Origin of the sequence: Mycobacteroides sp. H003 (assembly GCF_001440135.1) — a bacterium.
Taxonomy (GTDB): Bacteria; Actinomycetota; Actinomycetes; order Mycobacteriales; family Mycobacteriaceae; genus Mycobacterium; species Mycobacterium gwanakae.
In genome coordinates this window covers 39,224-51,646 of the sequence record NZ_LJYL01000023.1, presented here as the reverse complement: position 1 = coordinate 51,646, position 12,423 = coordinate 39,224, and the positions used below count along the sequence as shown (strand labels likewise).

The 12,423-nt window shown below is 66.2% G+C and carries 12 protein-coding genes; 7 read left to right on the top strand and 5 right to left on the bottom strand.

Annotated elements, in window-relative coordinates; genetic code table 11:
- Positions 1-40 precede the first annotated feature (40 nt).
- Both AOT87_RS16500 and cofC read right to left on the bottom strand, forming a co-directional pair.
- Entirely contained in the window at positions 41-2,197 is a 2,157-nt protein-coding gene (locus AOT87_RS16500; protein WP_256364554.1) for an RNA degradosome polyphosphate kinase, read from the bottom strand.
- Positions 2,194-2,817, bottom strand: a complete 624-nt coding sequence (gene cofC / locus AOT87_RS16495) for a 2-phospho-L-lactate guanylyltransferase (RefSeq protein ID WP_057967691.1) — start codon at positions 2,815-2,817, stop codon at positions 2,194-2,196. The genes AOT87_RS16500 and cofC overlap by 4 nt, the downstream gene beginning before the upstream one ends.
- 46 nt (positions 2,818-2,863) lie before the next feature.
- Here cofC and AOT87_RS16490 point away from each other — a divergent pair, with 46 nt between their 5' ends.
- Genes AOT87_RS16490 through AOT87_RS16480 form a run of 3 tightly spaced genes read left to right on the top strand, consistent with a single transcriptional unit; the run spans position 2,864 to position 6,075 of the window.
- The gene (locus tag AOT87_RS16490; protein WP_030094091.1) at positions 2,864-3,844 is read left to right on the top strand and encodes an NAD(P)H-dependent glycerol-3-phosphate dehydrogenase; all 981 of its coding nucleotides are present in this window, start codon (positions 2,864-2,866) and stop codon (positions 3,842-3,844) included.
- Between the two features lie 4 nt (positions 3,845-3,848).
- Positions 3,849-4,961, top strand: coding sequence for a cystathionine gamma-lyase (locus AOT87_RS16485; protein ID WP_057967670.1), 1,113 nt, complete (start codon positions 3,849-3,851; stop codon positions 4,959-4,961).
- Between the two features lie 4 nt (positions 4,962-4,965).
- Positions 4,966-6,075, top strand: coding sequence for a D-alanine--D-alanine ligase family protein (locus AOT87_RS16480; RefSeq protein ID WP_057963696.1), 1,110 nt, complete (start codon positions 4,966-4,968; stop codon positions 6,073-6,075).
- A gap of 1 nt (position 6,076) precedes the next feature.
- Here AOT87_RS16480 and AOT87_RS16475 read toward each other — a convergent pair whose 3' ends face one another.
- Complete coding sequence (locus tag AOT87_RS16475) at positions 6,077-6,619, bottom strand: DUF3515 domain-containing protein (RefSeq protein WP_057967669.1); 543 nt, start codon at positions 6,617-6,619, stop codon at positions 6,077-6,079.
- Positions 6,620-6,636: 17 nt separating this feature from the next.
- On the opposite strand from AOT87_RS16475, the gene AOT87_RS16470 reads away from it, so the two are divergent.
- Genes AOT87_RS16470 through AOT87_RS16460 form a run of 3 tightly spaced genes read left to right on the top strand, consistent with a single transcriptional unit; the run spans position 6,637 to position 9,521 of the window.
- Positions 6,637-7,584, top strand: a complete 948-nt coding sequence (locus AOT87_RS16470; RefSeq protein ID WP_057967668.1) for a thiamine-phosphate kinase — start codon at positions 6,637-6,639, stop codon at positions 7,582-7,584.
- Between the two features lie 6 nt (positions 7,585-7,590).
- Positions 7,591-8,271 (top strand): uracil-DNA glycosylase, encoded by a 681-nt coding sequence (locus tag AOT87_RS16465; RefSeq protein WP_030094086.1) that lies wholly within the window; start codon positions 7,591-7,593, stop codon positions 8,269-8,271.
- On the top strand, positions 8,271-9,521 hold the full coding sequence (locus AOT87_RS16460; protein ID WP_057967667.1) for a lipase family protein: 1,251 nt from the start codon (positions 8,271-8,273) through the stop codon (positions 9,519-9,521). The genes AOT87_RS16465 and AOT87_RS16460 overlap by 1 nt, the downstream gene beginning before the upstream one ends.
- A gap of 90 nt (positions 9,522-9,611) precedes the next feature.
- Here the strand turns inward: AOT87_RS16460 and AOT87_RS16455 are convergent, their stop codons facing one another.
- Both AOT87_RS16455 and rpmB read right to left on the bottom strand, forming a co-directional pair.
- On the bottom strand, positions 9,612-10,379 hold the full coding sequence (locus AOT87_RS16455; RefSeq protein WP_057967666.1) for an enoyl-CoA hydratase-related protein: 768 nt from the start codon (positions 10,377-10,379) through the stop codon (positions 9,612-9,614).
- Between the two features lie 18 nt (positions 10,380-10,397).
- Positions 10,398-10,595 carry a 50S ribosomal protein L28 gene (rpmB, locus tag AOT87_RS16450; RefSeq protein ID WP_005056915.1) on the bottom strand — a complete coding sequence of 66 codons (198 nt, stop codon included), beginning with the start codon at positions 10,593-10,595 and terminating at the stop codon, positions 10,398-10,400.
- A 169-nt stretch (positions 10,596-10,764) separates the two neighbouring features.
- Between rpmB and AOT87_RS16445 the strand changes: the two genes are divergently transcribed.
- Positions 10,765-12,423, top strand: a complete 1,659-nt coding sequence (locus AOT87_RS16445; protein WP_057967665.1) for a DAK2 domain-containing protein — start codon at positions 10,765-10,767, stop codon at positions 12,421-12,423.

The following is a 12,423-nucleotide window of genomic DNA, read 5'->3' as shown; positions in this document are numbered from 1 at the left end:
TTCGGGGGAGAGTTGTTCAGCCAGAAGAACCTGGGCTAGCTCAGGTATGTGAGCGGTGCCGTTTCATCATTTCGACCTGATGGTCGCGCACCTCCTCGCCGTCCGCAGGCGAGGCCAACCACTGACCGTCGGACTGCAGCTCCCAGCAGCGGGTCCGGGAGTCCAACGCGGAGGTGAACATATCGTCGAGCTGTGCGGTGAGCTTCGGATCGGTGACGCGTGCAAGCACCTCGACCCGTCGGTCCAGATTACGATGCATCATGTCGGCGCTGCCGATCCAGAATTCATCGATGGCATTGAAGTGAATGATGCGCGAATGTTCAAGGAACCGGCCGAGAATGGATCGCACCGTGACGTTGCCGGAGAACTCCGGAACGCCAGGTCGCAACGCGCAGATCCCGCGCACCACCACCTCGACGGGAACACCGGCCTGCGATGCCCGGTACAGCGCATCGATGACCTGCTCGTCCACCAACGCGTTCATTTTCATTCGGATGCGGGCATCCTGCCCGGCCCGATGAGCTGCGATCTCCTGGTCGATGCGGTCGATGATCCCCGCGCGAATTCCGTGCGGTGCCACTAACAGGTTGCGGTAGGACACCTTCCGTGAATACCCGGTGAGCGAGTTGAACAGGTCGGTGAGGTCCGCGCCGATCTCCGGGGCGCTGGTCAGCAGGCCGACGTCCTCATAGAGCCGGGCGGTTTTCGGGTTGTAGTTTCCGGTACCGATATGGCAGTACCGACGGATGGCGGACCCCTCGCGGCGCACGACCAGTGCGGTCTTGCAATGCGTCTTCAGGCCGATCAAGCCGTAGACCACGTGCACGCCGGCATCTTCCAGGGCTCGGGCCCACTTGATATTGGCCTGCTCGTCGAAGCGCGCCTTGATCTCGACGAGGGCGACCACCTGCTTACCGGCCTCGGCGGCGTCGATGAGCGAATTGACGATGGGCGAGTCGCCGGAGGTGCGGTACAGCGTCTGCTTGATGGCCAGCACTTGCGGGTCGGCCGCCGCCTGCTCGATAAACCGTTGCACGCTGGTGGAAAACGAGTCGTAGGGATGATGAACAAGCACATCACCGTCGCGCAGGGTGGAGAAGATGCTCTTCGGGGTCTCGCCCTGACCGAACGCGGGGTGGGTTGCCGGGACGAACGTGGGGTCCTTGAGTGCGGGACGGTCCACGCCATAGACCTGCCACAAGCAGGACAAGTCGAGCAAGCCCGGTACCTGCACCACATCGCCGGGATTCACATCCAGCTCACGCAAGAGCAGCTCGAGCATGTGCTCGGTCATATCGTCGGCGACCTCGAGCCGAACCGGTGAGCCGAACCGGCGACGAGCCAATTCACGTTCCAGTGCCTGCAGAAGATCTTCGTCCCGGTCTTCCTCGACCTCGAAATCCGCGTTCCGTGTGATGCGGAATGCATGGTGTTCCACGACTTCCAGACCTGGGAACAGTGCCGACAGATGCGCGGCGATGAGTTCTTCCATGGGAAGGAAACGGGCGGTGTGGGCCGCCTGCGCGGCTTCGGCGCCTTCCGGACTGCGCAGCCTGACGAATCGATCGACGTTGTCAGGCACCTTGATTCGGGCGAAGTGCTGGCCACCTGTCTCGGGAACCTGGACGGTGATCGCGAGATTCAGGCTCAGGCCCGATATATAAGGGAACGGATGCGCCGGGTCGACGGCCAAGGGGGTCAGCACCGGAAAGACCTGGTCGGTGAAATACGACGAGAGGTAACTGCGCTCGTTCTCCGACAGGTCCGCCCAGGTGACGACGAAAATGCCGTTCTCGGCGAGTTCGGGCCGTACCGACTCGCTGAACACGCGGGCGTGCTGGACCGAGATCTCCTGCGTGCGCTCACCAATCAGTTTCAACTGCTCACGCGGCGACAGGCCGTCGGCCGAACGCACCGAGAGCCCCGTCTCGTCGCGGCGTTTCAGGCCGGCCACGCGGACCATGTAGAACTCGTCCAGATTGGAGGCGAAGATCGCCAGGAACTTGGCGCGCTCCAGGATGGGCAGTGATTCGTCGGCGGCCAGAGCGAGCACGCGCGCGTTGAAATCCAGCCACGAGAGCTCCCGGTTGAGGTACCGGTCTTCGGGCAGCTCCTCACCCGACGCGATCGTGGTTGCGGCCGGGGGAACGCTGGGTGTGGTCACCCTTGTGATCATAGAGTTATCGGCCCGACTCAGAGCGGCAGCGCTGCTCCCAGTTCACGGGCCGCGCTCAGATCTTCCGGGGTGTCCACATCACAGCGCAAACCGGGCCAATCGCCGGTGAGCTCGATGGCCCCCGAATCCCGGTGTCGCCGTGCCGAATCGATTCCGAACAGCGGATTCAGCTCGCCGTCGGTGCTGAACAGCGCCGCCGTGCCGGTGCCGTGCCGGTCGGCGACGAAGCTGCGCGCGTGGCTGCGGGCAGCCTGCATCGCGGCCGCGAATTCCTTGGCCGTCACCGCGGGAAGGTCGGCCTGCAACACAACAAGATTCGGCGATGCCGCCCGCAGCTGGGTAGCGGCGCTGCGCAACGCGTTGTTCAGCGGGTCGGGGTGGCCCTCAGGTGTGTCATCGAAGATGAACCGGGCCCCGGCCTCGCCGGCCGCCGCCTTGGCCGCGGGATCAGGGCTGATCACCGCCACGGTTCGGGCGGCGGAGAAGGCCACCGACATGGCGTGCGTCAGCATGCCCAGCACCAGCCGTTCCCGCTCAGGTGCGGGCAGGGACGGCGCCAGGCGGCTCTTCGCGGTCGCCAAGTTCTTGACCGCGATGATCACGCCGAAGTCTGTGCCAGCCTGTCTGCCCACGTACTCCATGGTGCCAGCCCCGGCTAGGGTGTCTGCCATGGCCACGGCTGCGGTGATGGGTGCTGGTTCCTGGGGGACCGCGTTGGGCAAGGTGCTTGCCGACGCCGGACACGATGTGCGGTTGTGGGCACGCCGATCCGAACTAGCCGATGAGATCAATGCGACGCACCGGAACTCGGTGTACCTCAGCGATGTGGATCTGCCCGCGTCGATAGTCGCCACGGGAGTGGCCGAAGAGGCCCTGCAGGGCGCCGACCTGGTGCTGTTGGCGGTGCCGTCGCAGTCTCTGCGCGCCAACCTGACCCCCTGGGCCGACCTCATCGAACCCGGGTCCTCGGTGGTGAGCCTGGCCAAGGGCATCGAGGTCGGCACGCTCATGCGGATGAGTCAGGTCGTCACTCAGGTGCTGGGCACCGATCCCAGCCGGGTTGCGGTGCTGACCGGCCCGAATCTGGCCAGTGAGATCGCGGCGGGCCAGCCCGCGGCCACCGTCATCGGGTGCACAGACTCGACCAGGGCCGTCGCCCTGCAGCGCGCCTTCTCCACGCGTTACTTCCGCCCGTACACCAACGCAGACGTGGTCGGCTGCGAGGTGGGGGGCGCGTGCAAGAACGTGATCGCCCTGAGCTGCGGCATGGCCGCCGGAGTCGGGTTGGGGGAGAACACGATAGCCACCATCATCACGCGCGGGCTGGCCGAGATCACCCGGCTGGGGCTGGCGCTGGGCGCCAGCCACACCACGCTTGCGGGTCTGGCGGGGGTCGGCGACCTGGTGGCCACCTGCACCTCGACGCACTCGCGAAACCGGACCTTCGGCATGCGGCTGGGCAGCGGTGAGACGCTGCAGGAGGCACGTAACGCCGCCGGCGGTAGGGTCGCGGAGGGAGTCACCTCCTGTGAGTCCATCCTGGCGTTGGCATCGAGCTATGACGTCGAGATGCCGCTCACCGAAGCTGTTCATGGCGTCTGTCATCGCGGACTGAGCGTCACCGATGCCGTCGCGCAGTTGTTAGGGCGCAGTACCAAACCGGAGTAAGCACATGCCAGAGCCAGGGATATCGACCCGGGCCGTTGTGGCCGCCACCGCCGAACCTGTTGCCGGGCAGCCTTTTCTCGCGGGGCCGGTATTCGCCTCTGCCTACCATCTGCCGGTGCCCGAGGACGACTCTCTGGACACATACGGGCGCGCATCCAATCCCAGTTGGAGACAATGGGAATCGGGTCTGGCGGCGCTGGAGCGCGCCGATAGCGCGCTGGTGTTCGGCTCGGGTATGGGTGCGATTGCCTCGACGTTACGTGCGCTGGTCCGCCCCGGACAGACGCTGGTGGTTCCGGAGGACGGTTACTATCAGACGCGGCGCTATGCCACGGAAAACCTTGCAGCGCTGGGTATTAATGTGATCGCTGCCAAGTCGGATGAGATCGTGGCCGCCGCCGCGCAGGCCGATGTGGTGGTGGCGGAGACTCCCTCCAATCCGCGCCTGGATGTGGTGGACCTGGCCCTGCTGGCCCGTGAGACGCACGCTCGCGGTGGCGTGCTGGTGGTGGACAACACCACGGCCACCCCGATGGGTCAGCTGCCGCTGGAGTTGGGTGCCGACCTGGTGGTCGCGAGCGCGACGAAGGCGCTTTCCGGTCACAGTGACCTGATCGCCGGGTACGTCGCGGGGTCGCGCGAGGATCTACTGTCGGCCGTCTTACAGGAACGATCGCGCGCCGGGGCGATCCTGGGTCCGTTCGAGGCCTGGCTGGGGGCGCGCAGCCTCGCCACCGCCGGGCTGCGATTCGAACGTCAGTGTCAGAACGCGCTCGCACTCGCGACGATGCTGGGTGAGCACCCCAGTGTGGTGTCGGTGCGATACCCCGGGCTTGCGGGCGATCCCTCCCATCCCGTGGCGTCCGCCCAGATGAGCAGGTTCGGTTCCCTCGTATCGATCGAACTGGCCAGTGCCGACGCCGTGCATGCGCTGGTGCGTGCCAGCGAGCTATTGGCCGCTTCGACGAGTTTTGGTGGCGTGCACACCTCGGTGGATCGCCGGGCGCGCTGGGGTGACGCGGTTCCGGAAGGATTCGCGCGGATCTCCCTGGGTATCGAGGACACCGACGATCTGCTGGCCGACATTGAGACCGCGCTCGCAGCCGGTACGGTCTGACACTGTGAACGACTCCCGGATCAAGGTCGCGCTCGTGTTCGGCGGACGTAGTAGTGAGCACGCGATTTCCTGCGTGTCCGCCGGCAGCGTTCTGCGCAACCTCGACCAGGATGCGTACGAGGTGGTGGCGGTCGGTGTTACCCCAGAGGGTGGCTGGGTGCTGACCGATGGCGACCCGGCGCAGCTGGCGATCAGCGACCGCACGCTGCCGCAGGTCACCGACGCCTCCGGTACCGAGCTGTTGCTCGCCACCGATCCGCGTCGCGCGGGCCAATTGGTCAACGTTGATTCGAGCGCCGCGGGGCAGGTGCTGGCCTCCGTGGACGTGGTGTTCCCGGTGTTGCACGGGCCCTACGGCGAGGACGGCACCATTCAGGGTCTGCTGGAGCTGGCCGGAGTGCCCTATGTGGGCGCGGGCGTGCTGGCGAGCGCGGCCGGTATGGACAAGGAATTCACCAAGAAACTGCTGGCCGCTGAGGGGCTGCCCGTCGGCAAGTACGTCGTGATCCGTCCGCGTGATGCCACGCTGACCGCGGAGCAGCGCGAGGATCTGGGACTGCCGGTGTTCGTCAAGCCTGCCCGGGCGGGCTCGTCATTCGGTGTCTCGCGCGTCACCGCGTGGGAGGAACTGCCTGCCGCGATTGCCCATGCGCGCCAGTTCGACCCCAAGGTGATCGTCGAGGCCGCCATCGTCGGACGCGAACTCGAGTGCGGAGTGCTGGAGTTCCCCGACGGTGATATCCGTGGCAGCGTGCTCGGTGAGATTCGGGTCGAGGGTGTACGTGGTCGCGAAGACGGGTTCTACGACTTCGAGACCAAGTACCTCGATGACACCGCCGAATTGGACGTGCCCGCCAAGGTTGACGACGAGGTGAGCGATCAGATCCGCGAGCTCGCGGTGGCGGCGTTCCGGGCGATCGATTGTCAGGGTCTGGCCCGGGTGGACTTCTTCCTCACCGAAGACGGCCCGCTGATCAACGAGATCAACACCATGCCCGGATTCACCACGATTTCGATGTACCCCCGGATGTGGGCGGCCACCGGTGTCGACTATCCGGCGCTGCTGGATGCGATGGTGCGCACCGCGCTGGCGCGGGGTACTGGCCTGCGCTGATTCAGCGGGGTAGTGGCAGCGGATCGGGTTTGACGGCCGGCAGCGCCTTGCCGATGGCGTCGGACATCTCGACCAATGGCTCGGTACCCGAACCGTCGGGCATGGTCACGGCGATGTAGACGCCGCGATCCACGGCAAACCAGGTGGTGATCCCGACCGCGGCATCGGTGACCCGAAACCATTGCACCCCGTTGATCTGCTCGACTGACGTGCCGACTGCGAACTCGGCCGGTCGGTCCACACCGCAGCGTGCGACCACCGAATCTTGGCCCCGGCGCCACGCGGCCGCCGCGGGTGGTTTGGGCTCGACGATCTGCGCCCGCTTCCAGCCGCCCGCCATGTTGTCCGGGTATGCCTTGGTCATATCCACGCACAGTGGTGAATTGGCCTGAGGTGCAGGGATATTGGTGATGGCCATGGGTTTCTTATCGTCCTGGAACTGTGCGAATTTCAGGACGCCGAAGAGAACAGCCAACGCTGCGACCGCGCCGAAAATGGCGATACCGATGAGGAGCTTGCGGGGCGGGCCGTCTTCGGATTGCACGGGCCTACACTAACCGAGTGCCAAATCTGGGCGATACCGGCGAGTTCGGCGTGATCAGCCGGCTCACAGCGGGTCGTGTGCCCGGTGCCGACGTCCAGCTCGGCCCGGGCGACGATGCCGCAGTGGTCCGCGCGCCGGACAGCAGAGTTCTGGTGTCAACGGATATGTTGGTGCAGGACAGACATTTTCGCCTCGACTGGTCATCGCCGTCGGATATTGGCCGAAAAGCGGTGGCGCAGAACGCTGCAGATATCGAGGCCATGGGGGGACGGGTCACGGCCTTTGTGGTCGCGGTGGGTGCGCCCGCCGAAACCGACATCGCGTTTCTCGACCAGCTCAATGACGGAATCTGGGCCGAAGCGGCGCGGGTGCAAGCATCGGTCGCGGGCGGAGATCTGGTGGCTGCGCGCGAGCTGGTGATCTCGGTGACCGCGCTCGGCGACCTGCAGGGGCGTGCACCGGTGACCCGCGGCGGGGCCACCGTGGGAGACACGGTTGCCCTCTGCGGTGCGCTGGGTACCTCGGCGGCAGGACTCCGCCTGTGGCAGGACGGTATTGACGAGTTCCCGCAGCTCCGCGCGGTTCACCTGGTGCCGTCACCACCGTATGGGCAGGGTGCGGTGGCCGCACGGGCCGGAGCGACGGCCATGACGGATGTCTCAGACGGCCTGGTGGCCGATCTGGGACATATCGCGGAGTCCAGCGCGGTCCGCATCGACCTGAGCTCGTCGAACATGGAGCCGTATCTGGTGCCGCTGGCGGGCGCCGCGGGGCTACTCGGTGCCGACCCGTGGGAGTGGATCTTCACCGGCGGCGAGGAGCATGCCCTGGTCGCGACCTTTCCCGATGAAGTCCCCGCGGGCTGGATACCTATCGGCCAGGTGACGGCGGGGCAAACGGGTATGACGGTTGACGGCGCACCCTGGACTCGGGCGACCGGGTGGGATTCTTTTCGGCTAAGTTGACTCTCCGTGACCGCCCGACCTCTCACCGAGCTGGTTGACCCCGGCTGGGCCGATGCACTGGGACCCGTTGCCGATCAGGTGACCAAGATGGGGGAGTTCCTGCGCGACGAGAACTCCTCGGGCCGCGGATACCTCCCCGCCGGGGCAAACGTGCTGCGCGCGTTCACCTATCCGTTGGCCGATGTCCGGGTACTCATCGTCGGACAGGACCCCTACCCGACGCCCGGGCATGCGATGGGTCTGAGTTTCTCGGTGGCCGCCGACGTGCGACCGGTGCCGCGCAGCCTGGCCAACATCTTCGATGAGTACCAGAGCGATCTCGGTCTGCCCAAGCCCGCCAACGGCGACCTGACGCCATGGTCACAGCAGGGGGTGATGCTGCTGAACAGGGTGCTGACGGTGCAGCCGAGCACCCCGGCCTCCCATCGCGGCAAGGGCTGGGAGACGGTGACCGAATGTGCGATCAGGGCGCTGGTCGCGCGGAACACGCCGTTGGTCGCCATTCTGTGGGGGCGTGACGCGGCGACACTCAAGCCGATGCTGGGCGCCAGCGTGCCCACCATCGAATCGGTGCATCCCTCACCGCTGTCCGCCTCGCGCGGATTCTTCGGCTCCAAACCGTTCAGCCGGGCCAACGAGCTGCTCGCCGGATTGGGTGCCCAACCGATCGATTGGCGGCTGCCGTAATGCGTTGGTCTACAGGTGCATTGACCGCCTTGGGTGGCCTGACAGCGGCCCTGGCGACCGGCGGAACCGCGCTGCGTACTCCGGCGGTGGTCGACCGGCTCAATGCCTGGGCGGTGCGCAACCTCACCGACGAGCAACGGGCGGACCCGTACTCGGCGATCCTGCCGACACCGATCGACGGTGACGACTTCTACGGCGACCCGGGCGATCTGAGCCTGCTGGCACCCGGCGAGGTCATTCGCGCCGATAGGGTCTCGCCCCGGCTTCCGTTGCGCAAGGCCACCATGCAGCGGATCATGGTGCGCTCCACCGATACCGCGGGTAATGCCGTCCCCGTGACCGCGGCATTGATCGAGCCGGACCGCCCGTGGCATGGTCCCGGTTCACGTCCGGTGGTGGTACGCAACCAGGCGATCAACTCCCTGGGGCTCAAGTTCACGCCGTCGTATCGTTTGGCGCACCTTTGGTATCGGGACAATCCGCCGATGTTCCCTTTCCTGTCCGCGCAGAACTACGCCGTGCTGTTTCCGGATCATGAAGGCCCCCGGATGTCGTATGCGGCCGGGAAGATGGCGGGGCACGCGGTACTGGACTCGGTACGCGGAATGCTCTCGGAACGGCCCGATCTCGCCGATTCGCCGATCGTGATGCACGGATACAGCGGTGGGGCCATCGCCACAGTGTGGGCCGCACAGCTGCAGCCGTCCTATGCACCCGAGCTGCGCATCGCGGCCGCGGCGGCGGGAGGGACCCCCACCGATTACGCGCTGTTGCACGGCAGCATGAATCGAGGCGTCGGCGCGGGGCTCTTCGCCGCCGCCACCATTGGCCAGGCTCGCGAATTCCCGGAATTGGCGACCATCTTCGGGGATTTCGCGCTCTACTGTGCGATCCGGGCCAAGAATTTGCCGCAGCCACCGCTGGCCGCTGCGGGTCTGCTGCGATTCGACCTGGACCTGCTCTCGGCGATCGAGGCACCGTTCGAATCGGAACTGGGGCAACACGTTATCCGCGCCAACCGGCCCGGTGACCTGACCCCGACGATGCCGGTGCTGCTGTATCACGGCTCGCGCAGTAAGGCGGTCGGCGATCTGTTCATCCCTGAAGAGGGAGCTCTGGCGTTGCGCGATACCTGGCGCGCCAACGGTGCCGACGTGGACTACTGGGCTCTGCCCGGTGAGCACATCACCGCGGACATGCTTGCGATCCCGTGGGTTGTGAACTGGATTCGTAAGAAACTGCAGGGCTGAGAACGCGGCTCGCCGAGTGCATACCTGGCGTATGCGATCGGAGAGAAACCCATGCGCCTGGTATGCGCTCGGGGTGATGGGCTCGCTAGGTCAGGGCCAGACTGGCTTGCGCTTGCCCACGAAGGCGTTGACACCCTCGATACCCGTCGGACTGACCGAGGCCTCGGCGATGCTGGCCTGCTCCAGGTCCAGCTGTGCGTCCAGGGTGTTGTTCGCGCTCAGGCGCAGAAGACGACGGATGCGGTTCTGTGCCTCACGAGGACCGGCTGCCAGCTTCTCGGCGGCGGCCACGGCAGTGTTCTGCACCTCGTCGTCGGCGACGACGCGGCTCAGCAGCCCGATGGAGAGCGCCTCGGGCGCCTCGACAACGCGATCGGTCAGCAGAATGTCGGCGGCGCGGGCCTTGCCGACGACGCGGGGCAGCGCCCAGGACATGCCACCGTCAGAGGAGTATCCGATGCCCGGGTACGCGGCACGCAGCTTGGTCGACTCGCCACCGATGGCGATGTCGGCCAGCAGCACCAGGCTCAGCCCGCCACCGGCAGCCCACCCGTGCACGGAGGCCACCACCGGACGATCGGCGGCGTCTACCGCGCGCACGAAGGCATGCAACCGGCCGGCTAGATCGTTGAGCTTGGCCGCCCGGTCTTCGGCACCGGCGAAATCGCGCACGTTACCGCCGGCACAGAAATTGGGTCCGCTACTGGTCAGCAGGATGGCGCCGACCTCGGCGGGCAGATTCTGCAAGACCGGAACCGCAGCGTCTACTCCCGCGAAGTCCAGCGAGGTACCAGCCGCCGCAGTGGCGATGGTGATGTGCAGAACGCCGTTGTGAACGGCGACGTAATCAGACGACACGGCAGGTTCCGGACGCGATCAGGCGCCGCGGACGACCTTGCCGGCCTTGATGCAGGAGGTGCAGGCGTTGACGCGCTGCTTGTTGCCACCGGGGGAGGTGACGGCGTGAACCGTCTGGATGTTCGGGTTCCAGCGACGGTTGGTACGCCGGTGCGAGTGCGAAACCGACTTGCCGAAGCCGGGTCCCTTGCCGCACACGTCGCAGACGGCAGCCATAGTGAAACTCCTCAAACTCGCGATTCCGGCCAACGACCTGTTCAGTCAGGGTGGCCCACAACCCTGCAAGAATAGCTTGACCGGCCCGTGAACACCAAAATGGCCGTAGATGAGCTCTTCGGGGGAAGACCGTCAGACACTGTCAGCATCGGTAGATAGGCTTTCTCACATGCAGCTCTCGGTATTGGACAGCGCTGCGCTGCTCAATTGGGCGCGCGCCTCCGTCGAGGGGTTGATCACCCGCAGTGACGAGATCAACCGGCTGAATGTGTTTCCGGTCGCCGATGCGGACACCGGCACGAACATGCTGTTCACCATGCGTTCGGCGGTGAACGCCGCCGAGGCGCTGGGGGATGGCGCCACGGTCGCACAGGTTGCCGCGGCGCTGGCCCGGGGCGCAGTCCACGGTGCCCGCGGCAACTCGGGGGTCATCCTGTCGCAGATTGTGCGGGGGATCGCCGATGCCGCCGCCGATCAGGACGCCATCGGCGCCGAGGTGGTGCGCCGGGCGCTGCGGCAGGCCTCGCAGTTCGTGATCGCCTCGATGAGCACTCCCGTCGAGGGCACCATCGTGTCGGTCCTGGCCGCCGCCGCCGAGGCCGCGGACCGCGTTGCCGATGGCACGCCTACTGATGATCTCGCCGGCCTTGTCAGCACCGCCGCCGACGCCGCGGTGGCGGCCCTGGAGAAGACGCCCAAGCAGCTCGACATCCTCGCCGATAACGGTGTGGTCGATGCCGGCGCGCGCGGTCTTGTCGTCATTCTCGACGCCCTGGTGTCAGTGGTGGCCGGAGAACTGCCCACTCGCCGCGAGTACAGCCCATCACCACCGAAGAACGCGGCTTCACAGGTGTGGGTGGCCGGGCCCGGCCGTGGCTCGGGCGGACTGAACCTGGACCCTCCACGGGAACTGCCGCCCGAGTTCGAGGTGATGTACCTGCTATCCGGCTGTGATGAGCTGCAGATCGCAGACCTGCGAACGCAGCTCGACGGGATGGGCGATTCCATCGCCATCGCCGGAGACGGCGACATGGGGTATTCGGTGCACGCGCACGTGAATGACGCGGGGGCCGCCATCGAGGCCGGGATGAAATTCGGCACTCCGCAATCGATCCAGATCTCATCGCTGCGCGGTGATGTGGGCGGGGGACATCACGATGGACGGCACCGGCATCGCCGGGTACTGGCGCTGGCCGAGGGCGACGGCGCGGCCACACTCTTCTCCAGTGAGGGTGCGCAGGTCCTGCGCGTCGACGAACCTCCGGCGAGTGCCAAACGTCTCCTCGACGCGGTCGTCGACAGCGGCGCGCATCAGATCATGGTGCTGCCCAACGGATTGATGGCCGCCGAGGAATTGGTGGCGGTCTGTGCCGCGGCCCGTGGATGGGGGATCACGGTCATCCCGTTGCCCTCGGCTTCTATGGCGCAGGGGTTGGCGGCGTTGGCGGTGCACGATCCTGAGCGGATGGCCGTCGACGACAGCTACACCATGGCGCGTGCGGCCGGGGCCACCCGATTCGGACTGGTGCGGGTGGCCACCGAGCGTGCTCTCACCTGGTCGGGAACCTGCGAGCCGGGAGATGCGATGGGCATCATCGGCGATGAGGTGCTGGTTCTGAACCATGAAGTTGCCAATGCCACAAAGGCTTTGGTGAGCATCATGTTGTCCTCTGGTGGAGAGCTGGTGACGATCCTGCTGTCGGACCAGGTGGATGAATCTCTTGCCGAGGCGCTGATCGAGCACACCCGATCGCACCATGGCGGTGTCGAGGTGATGATCTATCGCACCGGGCAACACACCGATGTCGTGCACATCGGCGTGGAGTGA

Coding starts and splice junctions, on each gene's coding strand:
- cofC (WP_057967691.1), bottom strand. CDS start 2,817: ATGGAGTACGTGGGCAGACAGGCTGGCACAGACTTCGGCGTGATCATC.
- AOT87_RS16490 (WP_030094091.1), top strand. CDS start 2,864: ATGGGTGCTGGTTCCTGGGGGACCGCGTTGGGCAAGGTGCTTGCCGAC.
- AOT87_RS16485 (WP_057967670.1), top strand. CDS start 3,849: ATGCCAGAGCCAGGGATATCGACCCGGGCCGTTGTGGCCGCCACCGCC.
- AOT87_RS16460 (WP_057967667.1), top strand. CDS start 8,271: ATGCGTTGGTCTACAGGTGCATTGACCGCCTTGGGTGGCCTGACAGCG.
- rpmB (WP_005056915.1), bottom strand. CDS start 10,595: ATGGCTGCCGTCTGCGACGTGTGCGGCAAGGGACCCGGCTTCGGCAAG.
- AOT87_RS16445 (WP_057967665.1), top strand. CDS start 10,765: ATGCAGCTCTCGGTATTGGACAGCGCTGCGCTGCTCAATTGGGCGCGC.